This is a genomic window from Deltaproteobacteria bacterium, assembly GCA_016709225.1.
GTDB classification, from domain to species: domain Bacteria; phylum Myxococcota_A; class Polyangia; order Nannocystales; family Nannocystaceae; genus Xiheibacterium; species Xiheibacterium phototrophicum.
Map to the genome: position 1 here is coordinate 1,645,870 of JADJEE010000001.1, position 16,010 is coordinate 1,661,879.

Consider the following 16,010-nt stretch of genomic DNA (forward strand, 5'->3'; position numbering starts at 1 on the left):
TCGCGGTCACCCGAGGTCTCTATCATGGCTTCGCGCGACCAGCTGCGCCAACCGTGTGCGGGCGCTGCCGTCGTCGAGCGCGGCGGCGATGCGCGCCGCATGGCGCGGGAGATCGCTCCAAGGCCCGTCGCCGGCCGCCAACAGGGCCAACGCGCCCGATAGCTGCACCGCCGTGCGGTAGGGGCCGGGCTCGCCGTCGAGCAGCCGCAGCAGCGCCTCGGCGTTCTCGAACGGCGAGCCGCCGGCGATCTCCGCCCACGCCACGCGCGGCAGCTCGGCGTCCTCGGGGGCCACGACCCGCCGCGACAGCTCGCCGGCGGCCAGCTCCCACACCAACGTCTCGCCCTCGCAGCTGGCGTCGTCGAGGCCCCAGGGCGCGCCCTCGTCGGCCGCGACGCCAGCTGCGAAGCCGTGCACGACCAGCGCGCGCGTGCTGCCCAGACGCGCCAGCGCGACCGCGAGATCGCGGCAACGCGTGGGATCGTAGACCCCCAGCAGCTGCCGCGTGGCGCCGGCCGGGTTGCACAGCGGCCCCAGCAGGTTGAAGAGCGTGCGGATGCCGAGTGCCTTGCGCACCGGCGCGGCGTGGCGCATCGCGGGGTGCAGCGCAGGCGCGAACGCGAAGCCGAGCCCGAACGCGTCGATGCCGGCCGCGACCACCGACGTCGGCGCCGCGAGATCGAGCCCGAGCAGCTCGAGCACGTCGGCGCTGCCGCACGGCCCCGACGCGCCGCGGTTGCCGTGCTTGGCCACCGGCACGCCGCAGGCCGACACCGCCAGCGCGACCGCGGTCGAGACGTTGCGCCGCGCGATGCCGCTGCCGCCGGTGCCACAGGTGTCGAGCAGATCGCGACGGGTACACGACACCGGCACCAGCTGCTCACGCATCGCGATCGCGGCGCCGACGATCTCGTCGTCGCGCTCGCGCTTGCATGCCAGGCCCATCAGCCATGCGCCGATCTGTGCCGGCTCGCACTCGCCGGCCATGAGCTCGCGCATGCACGCGGCCACCAGCTCGCCGCCGAGGTCCTCGCGCTGCTGCAGCCGCACCAGCGCCCCGCGCATCGAAGCGTCGCCGCTCACGATGCACCCGACCCGCCCGGCGTCGGCGTCAGAGCGAGGAAGTTCGCCAGCATCGCGTGGCCGTGCTCGCTGAGGATCGACTCGGGGTGGAACTGCACGCCATGGCAGGGCGCGTGCACGTGGCGCACGCCCATCAGCTCGCCCTCGGGCGTGCGCGCGTTGGCGACCAGCGCGGGCGGCAGCGTGGGCTCGAACGCGACCAGGCTGTGGTAGCGGGTGGCCGCGAACGGCGACGGTAGACCCGCGAACACGCCGCTGCCATCGTGCACGATGGGCGAGGTCTTGCCGTGCATGATCCGCGGCGCGCCGCCGACCGTCGCGCCCAGCACCTCGCACAGGGTCTGATGCCCGAGGCAGACCCCGAGCAGCGGCACTGCGCCGGTGCGCGCCAGGCTCTCGCACAGCCCGCGGCAGACCCCGGCATCCGCCGGCGTACCGGGCCCCGGCGACAGCACCACGTGGGTCGGCCGCCGCGCCAGCACGCCGTCGACGTCGATCGCGTCGTTGCGCAGCACCTCGACCTCGGCGCCCAGCTCGAGCAGGTACTGCACGAGGTTCCACGTGAACGAGTCGTAGTTGTCGATCATCACGACCTGCGCACTCATGGCCCCTGCCCCTCCTCGCCGATGCGTCGCGCCATCGCGATCGCGCGCAGCACCGCCGCCGCCTTGGCGTGGCACTCGGCGTCCTCGGCCCCGGCGTCGGAGTCGAACACGATGCCGCTGCCGGCCTGTACGCGCAGGCGATCGTCGGCGACGGTGACCGAACGAATCGCGATCGCGAAGTCGGCCCCGCCGTCGTGGCCGAGGTAGCCGACAGCGCCGCCGTACCACTCGCGCCCGACCGGCTCGATCGCGTCGATCAGCTCGAGCGCGCGCAGCTTGGGCGCACCCGACAGCGTGCCGGCCGGGAACGCGGCCAGCAGCGCGTCGAGGGCGTCGCAGCCGTCGCGCAGGCGGCCCTGCACCTGCGACACCAGGTGCATCACCCGCGAGTAGCGCTCGACGACGAACGACTCGACCACGCGCACACTGCCGCCCTGCGCGACCCGACCGACGTCGTTGCGACCGAGGTCGATCAGCATGACGTGCTCGGCGCGCTCCTTGGGGTCCTCGCAGAGCTCGCGCTCGAGCCGGCGATCCTCGGTGTCGTCACGGCCGCGCGGACGCGTGCCCGCGATCGGTCGCAAGGTCATCGTGCGATCGCGATCGACCCGCACCAACACCTCGGGCGAGGCCCCGACCAGCGTGGCCTCGGGCGCCTGCAGCATGTACATGTACGGCGCCGGGTTGGTCGCCCGCAGCACGCGGTAGACATCGAGCGGATCGAGCCCGGCCTGTGGCGCCTCGAACACCTGCGAGAGCACCACCTGGAACACGTCGCCGGCGACGATGTGGCGCTGCGCCTGTGCGACCGCCTCGAGGTGATGCGCCCGCGACCATGGCGGTGCGACCTGACCGGCCGGCTCGGCGATCGTCGGCAGCGCGGCCGCGGGCAGCGGCGCGAACGCGGCGGTCAGACGCGCGACGGCGTCGCGGATGCGCACGATCGCGGCCTCGCGCGCGGCGTGCGGCCCACCCTCACCCGCGGGCAGCGTCGCGACCACCACGAACATGCGCTGGGCCAGGGCATCGAACGCGAGCACGACCTCGGGCAGCACCAGGTCGAGGCACGGCAGCCGCGGCTCGCCGTGGTGGGGCGGCCGCGGCAGGCGCTCGATCGCCCGCACGATCTCGTGGCCCCACACCCCGACCAGTCCGCCCCAGAACGGCGGCAGCTCGGGCACGAGCTCGGCGCGCAGCGCCTGCAGCCACGCGCGCACACACGGGATCGCGGGGCCCCCTGCCGGCCCCGGCAGCGGCGCGCGACCGCTGGCCTCGATCACCACCTCGCCGGACGCGTCGACGTGCCCGCGCAGGCGCGCGCGCGCGCCGAGCCCGACGAAGCTGTAGCGCGCCCAGCGTTCACCGCCGGTCACGCTCTCGAGCAGGAACGCGGTGGGATCGATGCGGCGCGCAGAAGCGAAGAGCGACAGCGGCGTCGCGCCGTCGGCCAGCCACTCGCACCACACCGGCACCACCGGCGCGCGCGCGGCCAGCTCGGCGAAGCGTTCGGGTTCGGGCTGCACCCGCATGGGCGCGCTAGCATAGTCTACACTGCACGCCATGACCGAGCCCCTCCGTGATCCCTCGCTGCGAGACGCCGATCCGCAGGTGTGGCGCCTCGTCCAAGGCGAGGACGCCAGGCAGCGCGAGAGCCTGCGCCTCATCGCCAGCGAGAACTACGTGTCCAAGGCGGTGCTGGAGGCCAGCGCCGCCGCGCTCACCAACAAGTACGCCGAGGGCTACCCGGGCCGTCGCTACTACGAGGGCATGGACTTCATCGATCCGCTCGAGAGCCTGGCAATCGAGCGCGCCAAGTCGTTGTTCGGGGCCGAGCACGCCAACGTGCAGCCGTACAGCGGCTCGCCGGCGAACCTCGCGGTGCTGCTCGGGCTCATCCAACCCGGCGACGTCACGATGGGCCTCGCGCTGCCCGCCGGCGGCCACCTCACCCACGGCTGGAAGGTCTCGGCGACCGGCATCTACTACCGATCGGTGCAGTATGGCGTGCGCAAGGACGACCACCGCATCGACCTCGACGAGGTGCGTGCGCTCGCCAAGGAGCACCGCCCCAAGTTGATCTGGGTCGGGCACTCGGCGTACCCGCGCCAGCTCGACTTCGCCGCGTTCGCCGAGATCGCCGGCGAGGTCGGTGCGCACCTGGTCGCGGACATCGCCCACATCGCGGGCCTGGTCGCCGGCGGCGTGCACCCGAGCCCGATCCCGCACTGCGCGGCGGTCACGACCACCACCCACAAGACCCTGCGAGGCCCCCGCGGTGGGCTCATCCTCTGCAAGTCGGCCCACGCCGCCGCCATCGATCGCGCGGTGTTCCCCGGCCTGCAAGGCGGCCCGCACAACCACACCACCGCCGCGAAGGCGGTCGCGTTGGCCGAGGCCGCGACGCCAGCCTTCGCCGCCTACGCGCGACAGATCGTCGACAACGCGCGTGCGCTCGCCGAGGCCCTGATGGCGCGGGGCTACGCGCTGGTGTCGGGCGGCACCGACAACCACCTCATGCTCGTGGATCTGACCGCAACCGGCATCTCGGGGCGCGTCGCCGGCATCGCGCTCAACCGTTGCGGCATCGAGCTCAACGGCAACGCGATTCCCTTCGACCCCCGCAAGCCGTTCGATCCCTCGGGCATCCGCATCGGGCTCGCCGCGCTCACTTCGCGCGGCCTGACGGTCGCGCACATGGACGGCGTCGCGACCCTGATCCACGACGGCGTGGCCGAGGCGGCCCGCACCAACGGTGAGCCGAGCGCGGAGTTCTGCACGCGCATGCGCGATCGCGTGCGCGAGTTCCTCGCGCCGCATCCGGCCCCGGGGCTGTGACGGCGATGGTGGGGCGCGCACTCGTGGCGCTGTCCTTGCTGGCGGCGTGTGGCGGGGAGCCGGCGAGCGCCGAGCCGCCGCCGCCGACCCCAGAGCCGCCGCAGTTCCGCGCGCAGGCCCATCGCGAGGCCTGGGCGCGGCTGCCAGCGCTGGCCGAGGCCGCGCTCGTGGCCAGCGATCCGCTCGCGCGGGCGCAGCTCGACGACGACGCGCCGGTCGACCTGCCGCCCCATGGTGCGGGCGCGATCATCGATGCCCGCCGAGTGCTCGACTCGGCGTGGCGCGAGGCGAAGGACCTCGATGCCGCGCTGCTCGAGCCCGAGGCTCGCGCGCTGCTGCGGGCGATCCGCTTCGCGCTGTCGCGGGCACGCGACGGCCTGTCCCGCCGACCGCCCGCACGCACGGATCCCAACGTCATCGTGACCGAGCTCGACGAGGCGCTGACGATCCTCGCGGCCCGCGGTACCGAATGCACCGCGTGCGACGCGGCCCGCGAGCGTGCGGCCGCCGCCCTGCGCGACGGCATCGCTGCCCTGGGTGCGTGCTCGAGCGCGAGCCTGGCCCACGCGCGCACGCGACTCGACGCCCACGCCACCGCGCTCGCGACCGCGACGCCCACCGCGGGTACGCGCGCGCTGGGCCTCGCGATCGACGACGCCCGCGGGCGACTCTCGGCGATCGCCGCCGCGCTGCCGCAAGCGGCCCCCGCCGCGTGGGGTGACCCGCTGGCGGCCGCCGCGGCACCGAGCGAGGTGCGACGCCTGCCCGATCGACTCGGCGCGAGCGAGCTGCGCCGCCGACTCGACACCGAGGAGGCCCACGTGCAAGACGCAAGGGCCAGCTACGCGGCGCTGTCGCGCGCGCTCACGCAGCTGTCCGCGATGCTGGCCAAGCATCCGGTCACGACCCCGGTGGCCACGGCGGTCGACCGCGGTCGCTGCGAGTCGCGCTGGGTCGAGCTGCAGCGCTACATCGCGGGCCAGCCGACCCTGCAGGGCGCCGCGCTCGACTGCGCGAGCTTCGTGGACGACCTCGGCGTGCACTCCGACGCCGAGCTGACGCTCGCCCTCGTCGAGGCCGGCATCGTCACGCCGGTCGAGCGGGCCCGTCGCGCCGCGGTCACGCCCACGCTCGGGCTGGTGCGGGGCCGCATCGCGCCCCGCTCCCACCGCGACGCGCTGGCGATCGCGGTGACCTCGGGCCTGCGGGACGCCGACGCGCGTGCGCTGGTGGTCGCGCGCGCCCGCGATGCCGTGTGCGTGTCGCTGGCGGCGCTGTGGATCCACGGTGAGCTCGGCGACGATGCGACGCTGCGCGGCGAGCTGTTCGCACCGGTCGCCGCGGCCCCCGGCGCGCCCGCCTCGCCGCGCTGCGGCGACACCACCATCGATAGCTTGATCGCGACGGCGCAGGCCGACCCACGCGCGGCCCTGGGCGCGATGGGCCTGACCCTGCTCGCGCTGGGGCCCGCCGATGTGGTCGCACTGGAGAACTTCTGGTGGCTGCCCTACGGCCTGGTGGTCGAGACCGCTCGGCCCGCCGACGCGGCACATGGCGGTGCGGCGCCGGTCGACAGCAAGACCGAGGAGCTCCGCCCTTGAGCGTGGCGCCTTCGCTGTCGCCCGAGCTGCGCGCGCGGCTGGCCGCGGGTGAGCACGAGCGCGTCGCGATCGAGCTCGCCGCCGCCGGTGAGCTCACCGCCGCGGCGTGGGTGCACGAGCAGATCTGGGACTTCGCCGCCGCGGCCGACGCGTGGCTGCGGGCCGGTGATCCGCCGCGCGCGCTCGCAGCCGCGCTGCGCAGCGAAGGCACCGCCGCGATCGATCGCGTGCTGGCGTGGTTCGATCGCTGCGATGACGCCGTGGTGCTCGAGGCCGCGGCCGCGACGCTCACGCGTCGCAAGCGGCACCACGACGCCGCACGCCTGCTGGCCCGCGCCGCCAGCGATCCACGGCGGCAGGCCGCCGCGCTCGGCGAGGCCGGCGATCGCGTGGCGGCGGCGAAGGTGCTGGCCGACGCCGGGGCGCCGCTCGAGGGCCTGCGGGTGCTCGGTGAGCTCGGCGACGGCGAAGGCGACGCGCCGGCGCACGCGCTGGCGGCCGCGTTGTCGTGGGACCTCGGCGACGCCGAGGCGGCGGCGCGTCACGCCCAGGCGGCACTGCGCCACCGCAGCGACGATGCCAGCTCGCGCACGCTGCTGGCCCGCGCGCTCACGACCCTCGGCCACGGGCTCGCGGCCGAGATCGTGCTGCCGCGGCAGGACCACGTGGCGGCGGCGTTGCCAGGGCGCTTCCGGGTGACCGGCACCTGCGGGAGCGCGTTGGTCGGCGCGGCCTACGTCGGCGTCGATCGAACCACGCTGCAGGAGGTCGAGATCCACCTGCTGCTGGCGGACCTGCCCGAGACCGGTGCGATCGATGCCGGCATCGCGGCCGCGATCCAGCGCTTCGCGACCGCGGCCCGGGCCGCCGCCGCCACCGGACATCCGGCGATCCGACCGGTGCTCGAGCTGCGCGAGGACGCCGGCCTGCTGGTGCTGCCGCGGGCCGGCGGACCGACCCTGCGCACGCTCATCCGACCGCCGGGCCTGGGCACGCTGCGCTCGCGCGCGCGGGCCTCGATCGCGTTCCTGCTCGAGGGCCTGCAGGCGGCCCACGCCCGCGGCCTCGTGCACGGCGCAGTGCTCCCCAGCAGCCTCGTCACCGACGCGCTGGGCCGCCCGCTGCTGGGGCCCTTCGGCGCCCATCACCTGCAGGGACTCGCGGCCACGCACACCGGGGCGTTCGACGAGCTGCTGGCCTGCACCGCGCCCGAGGTGCGGGCCGGCGCGGCACCGACCCAGGCCGCCGACATGTTCGCGACCGGCGTGCTGCTGGCGGCGCTGGTGACCGGCGAGCTGCGGGGTCGCGAGGGGCTCGCCGCGCTCGAGTCGGACGCGCCCGAGCTGCGGCTCGCACTCGAGCTGACCGCGCTCGATCCGGCCGCGCGCCCCGATGCGACCGCCGCGCTGGCACGACTGTCCCACGTGGTCAGCCACGTGCGCGAGCTCGAGGCGCGCGCGCCTGCGTTCGAGTCCGCCTCGCTGCCGGTGATGACCGCCGAGCACGCCGGCGGCATCACGCTCGAGGTCGCGGCGAGCTGGTCCGACGCCGAGCTCGATGCGCTGTGCGCCGTGGGCAATCCGTGGTGGCAGCCGGTGCTCGATCGCGACGGTCGCACGCTGGTGCTGGCGGCGTGGCCCCCTGGCTGTCGCAGCGTGACCGACGAGCTGGCCCACTGGCGCGAGCTGGTGCCCGAGGCCGCGCTGGCGACCGAGCACCCCGAGCTCGCCGCAGCGCTCGGCGCACGTCTGCACGCGGGCGCGTGGGTGGTCAACGCCGCGGGCCAGTGGATGCTCGCGCTCGACGACCTGCTGCGCCGCGATCGGCCGGCCGCGGACGAGCCTTCACCATGACCGACGACGACGCGCACGTGCACGCGCGACGATGGCTGCTCGGGCTCGCGGCGCTGCTGTTGCTGCTGACATGGTGGTCGCTGCCGCGGACGATCCAGGCCGGCGACGCCGGCGAGTTCGCGACCGTGATGCTGCGCGGCGGCGTACCCCACCCCTCGGGCTACCCGTGGATGCGCGCGCTGGGCCTGCTCGCCCGCCCGCTGTGGGCGCTGGGGCTGCCACCGGCGAGCGCGGCTGCGTTGCCGTGCGCGCTGGCGGCGATGGCCGGCTGGCTGCTGCTCGCGCGTAGCTGCATGCGCCTGGTCGCGCCGGCGCTCGCGTGCGGCACGGTGGCGTTGGTCGCAGGCGCCCACGTGGTGGTCGTGCACACCGACGACAGCGAGGTGTTCGGACCGCTGGTGCTGGTGGCCGCGATACTCATCGAGCTCGCGCTCGATCGCCGTCGCCACGCGCTCGTGGTCGGCCTCGCGATCGGCGTGGCGGTCTCGCATCACCTCACGGCGGTGTGGTTGGTGCCGCTGGCGGTCGCCGCCGCGTGGCCGCGAGAACCCGGCGTGCCGGCGCTGCTGCGGCACGGCGCGTGGGGCCTGCTCGGCAGCGCGATCGGCCTCGGCAGCTTCGTCACGCTCGCAGTCGGCGACGGGCCGTGGTGCTGGGGCGAGACCCGCAGCCTCGGGGGCCTGCTCGCCCACGTCACGCGACGCGACTACGGCACCTTCAGCCTCAGTCTGCACGACGCCGCGCCGTCGGCGAGCGCGTCGCTCGGCCGCGCGGGCAGCTCGTGGATCGACGCATGGTCGGCGGGCACGTCGACGTCGCCGTGGCTGGCCGCGATCGCGGTGGTGGCGATCGCGCTCGGGGCCGCGCGCGCGTGGCCCCGCGCCGAGCGAGGCACTGCCATCGCGCTGGCCGTCGCGTGGCTGCTGGCGGGTCCGGGCTTCGTGCTGCTGCAGGACATCGATCCCAGCTCGCCGTTCGCCGCGTGGATCCTCGAGCGCTTCGATGTCCTGCCGCTGGTGCTCGCGACGCCACCGCTGGCGGTTGCCCTCGGCGCGGTCGCGGCCCGCGTGCCGGTGGGCTGGCCACGACGACTGGCCGCGATCACGCTCGCGACGTTGGTGACGCGGCAGCTGCTCGGCACGCTCGAGCGCGGCGTGCCAGCCGACGACGACGGCGTGCAGCGCTACGCGGTCGATCTGCTGCGCACGCCCGAGCCCGGCACCCCCGCGCTGGTGCTCGGCACCGACGACCACCGCACGTTCCCGGTGCTGTTCGCCCATGAGATCCTCGGCGAGGGTCCCGAGGTGATCTACGTCGATGCCTCACTGCTGGCGCATCCGTGGTATCGCGCACGGCTGCGCGCGGCGATGCCAGCGCTGCCCGACGTCGACAAGCCGGTGCGGATGTTGACCGCGTTGTGGCAGGAACCCGCCGGCGCCGCGACGCCGGTGTACCTCGCCAACGACTTCTCCACGCCGTCGACGACCCTGCCCCGCGTGCCCGAGGGCGTGTTGTGGCGGGTGCTGCCGCCGCAGGCGCTGGCGACGACGCCCGAGTTGGTGCTGGAGCGGCACCTGCGGGCGCGGGCACGACTGATGGGCCCGCCGGCGGCGGTGCACTCACCGTTCGCCGCCGATCTCGCCCACGCCTGGGGCGACGTCGAGGGCCAACTCGACGTCGCACTGCGTAGGGGCGGCCGCGCCGATCTGGCGGCTCGCTTGACGCCAGAGTAGGCTCTTCGCACCAAAGTGTCGCAGGCGTACACCCAGCCCGAGGGCGCCGGCGAGCTGGTCTCGTCGACGCGCATCGGCCCCTACGAGGTGCTGAGCAAGCTCGCCGTCGGGGGCATGGCGGAGCTGTTGCTGGCCCGTCGCATCGGCATCGAGGGCTTCCAGAAGCTGGTCGTGCTCAAGCGGATCCTGCCGCAGTACGCAGGCAGCCCCGAGTTCGTCGAGATGTTCCTGGCCGAGGCACGGCTGGCCGCGACCCTCGAGCACCCCAACATCGTGCAGGTGTTCGACATCGGCAAGTCCGGTGGCGACTACTACTTCGCGATGGCGTACCTGCACGGCAAGGATCTGCTGGCGATCCTGCGCGAGCTCAGCCGCCGCGGACGCGCGTTGCCGTTCGAGCACGCGATCGCAATCGCCATCGGCGTCGCGGCGGGCCTGCACCACGCGCACGAGCAGCACGGCTTCGATGGCCAGCCGCTCGCGATCGTGCACCGCGACGTGTCACCCGCCAACGCGATCGTCACCTTCGACGGCGGCGTGAAGCTGGTCGACTTCGGCATCGCGAAGGCCGCCGCGCAGGCCAACATCACGCGGGTCGGCGTGCGCAAGGGCAAGGCCGCGTACATGTCGCCCGAGCAGTGCCGCGGCGACGTGCTCGATCGCCGTACCGACGTGTGGTCGCTCGGCGTGGTGCTCTACGAGATGCTGACGATGGCGCGGCTGTTCCGCGCCGACAACGATCTCGCCGTGATGCATCGCATCACCGCCGTCGAGCTGGCCCCGCCCTCGAGCGTGGTGCCCGAGATCCCCGCGGTGCTCGACGCGATCGTCATGCGCTGCCTGCAGCGTGATCCCGCGACCCGCTACGCCACCGCCGACGCGCTGCACCGCGACCTCGAGGGCTGCGCCCACGCGCTGGGCCTGCGCCCGTCGTCGGTGCGGCTGGGCGAGTTCGTGCGCGAGCTGTTCGGCTCGCCACCGCCACCATGGACACAGGTCGGTAGCGCCAGTGCGAGCCAAGTCGTCGCCCCGGTCACCAGCTCGATCGAGCTCGAGGGTGGCACGCCGTTCCCCGCCAGCGGCTCGGCCTCCGACTCCACGCGCGACCTCGGCACGAGCGCGCCGCCGCAGGCCCAGACCGCGATCGTCGATCGCGTCACCGCCCCCTATCGATCGACCGCGAGCGCGCCGCAGGCCCGGGCGTCGGCCAGCGGCAGTGCCCCCAGCAGTCCGAGTCGCAGCGCGCCCACGGTGCCGGCGGACTCGGGCGAGTACCCCGTCACCGGGACCGGCGCGTCGGCGTCGACCTCGGCGTGGCCCAAGGCAATCGCCACCGGGTCCGCGGTGGCGGTCGTCATCGGCCTCCTGACGTGGGTGGCGCTGCGGCCCGACGACGCGCCCGCCCCCACCGCCACATCGGCACCGGTGGCCACCGCGACCCCTGCGACGACGACGGCCGCCGTGGGTGTGGCTGAGCTCGACGGCTGGGCCGCGGCACTGCGCGAGCGTGACCCCGCGCGCGCGCTGCCGTGGGGCCCTCGCCACGAGCTCATCGAGCGCCTGCGTGCCGCCGGGGGTGGCGCGCGCATCGACGCCAAGCAGCAGCTCGAGCTCGACCTGCTGCAGGTCGACGACGCACCGTGGCCCTGCGCCGCGTTCACGACCACGCTCGACACCATCGCGGTCACGCCCGACGCCTACGCCGAGGTGCTGGCGCGGGCACGGCTGCCGGCGCTGGCGGTCGGCGAGCCGATGCCGACCGGCTGTGGTGGGCTCGCCGCGCGACTCGACATGCTGCGGCGCGCGGCGGGGGTCGGCACACCGCCCGACGTCACCGCCACACCCAGCGCCGACACCAACCCCACCGCCGCCCCACGCAACGCAGCCGCGATGCCGCCGGGCGAACCCACGCCGCGGCCGCAGCCCCGTGCCAAGCCCGCGCCCAAGTCCAAGCCCGACGCGGACGCCAAGCCCTCGGCGCATCGCAGTGACGACGCCGGGCCGCGCGACGCGAAGCTCGACGACGAGCTGCGACCGTTCCGCAAGTGACCGCGGACGCCGGACCGCCGCGGCGGCCGGGCTCACGCGCCGGGATCGATGCGCGCCAGCTCGACGAACGCGAACCCGCTGGGTGCGACGGCGTCGGGCTCGATCGCCCACAACGAGATCGGTGCGGTCGTCTCCTCGGTGTCCGGATCGTAGTCGAGCGGTCCCGAGGCGCCGGTGACATCGATCGACGCGCCGCTGCGGAAGTGCTCGACCACGCTGGGCCAGCTGGTCGCGGCGATGTCGATCGCGTCACCGCCGCTGATGCGACGCAAGCCGCGGGCGATGCCGATGCCGTCGATCGCCGGCTCGTCGAAGCTCGCACGCGCCAGGCCGTACAGCACCAGCCAGGTCGCGTCGTAGGCGTGGGGCGTGAAGCCTGAGGCATCGGCGTCGCCGTACTTGGCCGCGGCGTACGCGGCCGCGAAGGTGTTGAACAGCGTGCCGGCGGCCGGCGCCGGTCGGGTGCCCCGCACATGGGCGAACAGCGGCCCCGCCTTCGCGGCGGTCATCTCGAGCAGTCCGGTGTTGTACGCGGCGTCGGCGAGGAAGATGCCGGTGCCCTCGGTCGCGTAGGCATCCTGCATCGAAGTGGTCGCGGTCGCGGCCGCGAAGAACCCGACGTAGTCGGCGAGGTCCGACGACACGAACAGGATCTCGTCGATGCTGCCCGCAGCCAGCGCGTCGCCGACCTGGGCGACGATGCCGGCGAACTGGCCGTCGCTGAAGGGCTGGCGCTCGACCGACACCCCGCCGGTGGCCATGAAGCGGGTCTCGAACAGCGAGGCCAGGCCTTCGCCGTAGGCCCCGGTCTGGTACGCGACGGCGACCCTGGTGACACCGCGATCGCGCATGTCGGCCGCAATGACCTCGCTCTGCAGCGTGTCGGGCGGGACCGTGCGCCACAGCAGGCCCGGTTGCTCGAAGCTGGGGTCGATCGCGTCGATACCGGTGAGCGCGGCGCTGGTGGCCGAGGGCGAGATGACCAGCACGTCGTCGTCGCGCACCGCTTCGAACACCGCCTGGGTGCGCGACGAGCCGCGCGGACCCACGATCGCCGGCACCCCGATCACCTCCGCCAGGAAGCGCGCGGCGTCGGCCGAGCCCTCGAGATCGTCCTTGCCGTCGCCGACCATCGCGGTGGTGTCGCAATGCAGCATCACGATGCGCTGCCCCGCGAGGCCCTGCTGCAGCTCGAGCTCGCGGATCGCCAGCTCGGCGGCGTTGCGGGTGTCGAGGTGATCGACGAACGAGAACAGCGAGCCGATGACGATCGCGTCGCCGTAGGTGTCGGGCGCAACCAGCAGCTCGGGCGGCCAGCTCTGGTTGCAGCGGGGATGGATCTGCCGCGCGCTGCAGTAGCCGTCGTCCTGGCACACCGAGCCCACGCCGAAGGCGTGCCGGCAGTCACCGTCGTCGTTGCAGGGCTGCGGATCGATCGCGGTCAACGAGCAGGCCACGCTCAGCGAGGCACTCGCCACGATGGTGCCGACGCGGACACGCCACGTGCGAGCCGACGAGCGTCGTGGATCCCCGTGTTGCATCGCGCAAGCGCCCCCGAACCGGCGCGCCCGCCAGTGTAGACGGCCCGCGCGTCGCCGGTATACTGACCGCCCGAGGCCGACGACGATGCCCCGCGCGCCCCAGCCACGATCGCCGGCGTTCACCCGCTTCGCGACCGCGGGCCTGGCCCTGGCGCTGCTCGCCGCGCCGCTGCGCGCCGAGGCCAAGCCGAGCGCGCAGGACCTCGCGCGCGCCGAGGAGCTGTTCGACAACGGCCGCACGCTGTTCGCCGAGGGCTCCTACGCGGCGGCGGCGACCGCCTTCGAGCGCGCGTTCGAGCTGTCGGGCAACCTCGACATGCTCTACAACGCCGCGCTGGCCCACGATCGCGCCGGCGAGTTCGAGGCCGCGATCGATGCGCTCGATCGCTACCGTGCGCTCGCGCCAGCATCGGAGCGCGCCGCCCTCGACGAGCGCAAGCGCAGCCTGCAGGCGCGGCTCGACAAGCAGCGCGAGGCCGCCGCGGCGCGCAGCCCCGACGCGGTCGACGACGAGCCGATGTATCCCGGCGACACCGACGACGACGACGCGAACCCACCGCCCGCACCGCCGCCGCAGGAGCACGGCGCCGCGGACCGCACGGTGCGGCCGTGGGCGTGGAGCCTGCTGGGCGCCGCCGGGGCCCTCGGCATCGTCGCGACCGCGCTCGGCAGCACCTCGCTGGGGCGCAGCCGGGCCGCGCGCGAGGGCTGCGTGGGCCCCCGCGACGCACCGCTGTGCTCCGCCGCCGTCGGGCCCGACGCGGTCGCGAGCCGCCGCCTGGCGCTCGGCGCCGACATCGGCTTCGCGGTGGCCGGCGCGGCACTGGTGGCCTTCATCGCGATCGCTGCGGTCGACGTCCGCCGCCATCGACGCCAGTCGCAGGCGCACGCACGCGTGCGCCCGCACGGGCTCGGCGTCGCGTTCTAGCCGGCGCGCCGCGCCACGCAGCCGAGGCGGCGGCGGTCAGCTGCCGGCGACCGTCATCTGGTCGACGCGGAAGCTGGGCGACGCGGTCGCGGTGCGGTGATCGAGGTCATCGGCGACACGATCGATGCCCTGCAACAGATCGTCGAGGTTGCGTGAGATCGTGATCTCGCTGATCGGCGTGGTCAGCTTGCCGTCCTCGATGAGGAAGCCCTCGGCACCACGGCTGAAGTTGCCGGTCGTGGGATCGAAGCCGAAGCCCATCATGCGCTCGACGTAGAGCCCGCGCGTGATGCCCTCGAGCAACTGCGCGGGGGTGTGCTCGCCGGCGAGCAGGAACAGGTTGCTGGTGCTCGCGTGCGGGATGCCGCCGCCGCCCGAGGCCGAGCCGGTCGGCGCCATGTCGAGCTTGCGCGCCGAGTAGGTGTCGAGCAGGAATGTCTCGAGCTTGCCGCCGGCGACCACGGTGCGGCGCTGCACCGGCCGCCCCTCGCCGTCGAACGCCCGCGAACCGGGGCCCCGCGGGACCAGTGGGTCGTCGACGATCGTCACCAGCTCGCTGGCCACGCGCGTGCCGAGTCGCTGCGCGAGGTAGCTGCGCTCGCGGTAGATCGCATCGCCGAGCACGCAGCCCGCCAGCAGGCCGATGATGCCCCGGGCGGCGTCCTTGTCGAACACCACCGGCAGCACTGCGGTCGCGATCTTCTGCGCGCCGAGGTGACGCACCGCGCGGCGGGCCGCCTCGCGCCCGACCGCCTCGGCATCGTCGAGCTCGGCGAAGAAGCGGCCACCGCTCCAGTGCACGCCGTTGCGCTTCTTGCCGCCGACGTCATCGGCGACCGCCTGCACCACCAGCGACTGGTAGGTGCCGCCACGCTCGCCCATGAAGCCGCTGGTGGTCGCCAGCACCGAGTGCCCGCTCGAGCGCCCGAACGAGGCGCCCTCGCTGGCGGAGATGCGGGGGTCGTAGGCCAGCGCCGCCGCCTCGGCCCGCGTGGCCATCTCGATCGCAGCCGCGGCGTCGATGCCGTCGGTGACCGGGTCGAACAGGTCGAGGACCGGCCACGTGCGCGCGAGCTCCCGTCGCGACGGCGGCGCGGCCATCTCGTCGGGCTCGCTCACGCTGGCCATCTCGACCGCGCGGGCCAGGAACGACTCGACCGCGTCGGGCTGCAGATCGGTGGTGGAGCTGGTCGCCACCCGGCCCGCACAGATGATGCGCACCGACAGGCCGCTGCTGCCGGCTTCTTTGACCAGCTCGACCTGGCCCTGGCGCACCGACACCTCGAGTTCGTGCCCGGTCGCGACGCTGACCTCGGCGGTGTCGACCCCGAGGCGCTTCGCGCACGCGATCGCGTGCTCGGCGATGGCACGCAGGCGCTCGTGCACCGCATGGCCCGAGCGCGGACTCGCCGACGATGCCCCGCCGGCGGACTTGGTCTTCGCGACCGGCTTGGTTGCGGTGGGCTTCTTCGCGACCGGCGTCTTCGCGACCGGCGTCTTCGCGGTGGCCTTCTTCGCGACCGGCTTCTTCGCGACCGGCTTCTTCGCCACCGGCTTCTTCGCCACCGGCTTCTTCGCGACCGGCTTCTTCGCGACCGGCTTCTTCGCCACCGGCTTCTTCGCGGTGGCCTTCTTCGCGACCGGCTTCTTCGCGACCGGCTTCTTCGCCACCGGCTTCTTCGCGACCGGCTTCTTCGCGACGGCCTTGGCCTTCGCCGACGCCTTCTTCGCGACCGGCTTCGCCTTCATCGCCGTGGGCCGCTTGCCCGGCTTGCGCGTCGC

11 protein-coding genes are annotated in these 16,010 nt (G+C 74.3%); 6 read left to right on the plus strand and 5 right to left on the minus strand.

Going from position 1 to position 16,010, the window contains the following annotated elements; all coding sequences use genetic code 11:
* Window positions 1-6: 6 nt before the first annotated feature.
* The 3 genes from trpD to IPH07_06785 are packed head-to-tail and all read right to left on the minus strand — an operon-like array spanning window position 7 to window position 3,217.
* Entirely contained in the window at window positions 7-1,083 is a 1,077-nt protein-coding gene (gene trpD / locus IPH07_06775) for an anthranilate phosphoribosyltransferase (protein ID MBK6917085.1), read from the minus strand.
* Complete coding sequence (locus IPH07_06780) at window positions 1,080-1,688, minus strand: aminodeoxychorismate/anthranilate synthase component II (protein MBK6917086.1); 609 nt, start codon at window positions 1,686-1,688, stop codon at window positions 1,080-1,082. Before IPH07_06780 ends, trpD begins: the two co-directional genes overlap by 4 nt.
* Window positions 1,685-3,217, minus strand: coding sequence for an anthranilate synthase component I family protein (locus IPH07_06785; GenBank protein MBK6917087.1), 1,533 nt, complete (start codon window positions 3,215-3,217; stop codon window positions 1,685-1,687). The genes IPH07_06780 and IPH07_06785 overlap by 4 nt, the downstream gene beginning before the upstream one ends.
* Window positions 3,218-3,248: 31 nt before the next feature.
* Between IPH07_06785 and IPH07_06790 the strand changes: the two genes are divergently transcribed.
* Genes IPH07_06790 through IPH07_06810 form a run of 5 tightly spaced genes read left to right on the plus strand, consistent with a single transcriptional unit; the run spans window position 3,249 to window position 11,759 of the window.
* A complete protein-coding gene (locus tag IPH07_06790; protein MBK6917088.1) occupies window positions 3,249-4,523 on the plus strand; it encodes a serine hydroxymethyltransferase in 1,275 nt (424 codons plus the stop codon).
* A gap of 23 nt (window positions 4,524-4,546) precedes the next feature.
* Window positions 4,547-6,124, plus strand: a complete 1,578-nt coding sequence (locus IPH07_06795) for a hypothetical protein (protein MBK6917089.1) — start codon at window positions 4,547-4,549, stop codon at window positions 6,122-6,124.
* Window positions 6,121-7,977 (plus strand): hypothetical protein, encoded by a 1,857-nt coding sequence (locus IPH07_06800; protein MBK6917090.1) that lies wholly within the window; start codon window positions 6,121-6,123, stop codon window positions 7,975-7,977. The genes IPH07_06795 and IPH07_06800 overlap by 4 nt, the downstream gene beginning before the upstream one ends.
* Window positions 7,974-9,710, plus strand: a complete 1,737-nt coding sequence (locus IPH07_06805; GenBank protein MBK6917091.1) for a hypothetical protein — start codon at window positions 7,974-7,976, stop codon at window positions 9,708-9,710. Before IPH07_06800 ends, IPH07_06805 begins: the two co-directional genes overlap by 4 nt.
* Window positions 9,711-9,725: 15 nt before the next feature.
* Window positions 9,726-11,759, plus strand: a complete 2,034-nt coding sequence (locus tag IPH07_06810; GenBank protein MBK6917092.1) for a protein kinase — start codon at window positions 9,726-9,728, stop codon at window positions 11,757-11,759.
* A gap of 32 nt (window positions 11,760-11,791) precedes the next feature.
* Here the strand turns inward: IPH07_06810 and IPH07_06815 are convergent, their stop codons facing one another.
* Entirely contained in the window at window positions 11,792-13,237 is a 1,446-nt protein-coding gene (locus tag IPH07_06815; protein MBK6917093.1) for an ABC transporter substrate-binding protein, read from the minus strand.
* Between the two features lie 148 nt (window positions 13,238-13,385).
* Between IPH07_06815 and IPH07_06820 the strand changes: the two genes are divergently transcribed.
* Window positions 13,386-14,228 carry a hypothetical protein gene (locus IPH07_06820; protein MBK6917094.1) on the plus strand — a complete coding sequence of 281 codons (843 nt, stop codon included), beginning with the start codon at window positions 13,386-13,388 and terminating at the stop codon, window positions 14,226-14,228.
* 36 nt (window positions 14,229-14,264) lie between these two features.
* Here the strand turns inward: IPH07_06820 and IPH07_06825 are convergent, their stop codons facing one another.
* Entirely contained in the window at window positions 14,265-15,977 is a 1,713-nt protein-coding gene (locus tag IPH07_06825; GenBank protein ID MBK6917095.1) for a histone H1-like repetitive region-containing protein, read from the minus strand.
* Between the last annotated feature and the right edge of the window lie 33 nt (window positions 15,978-16,010).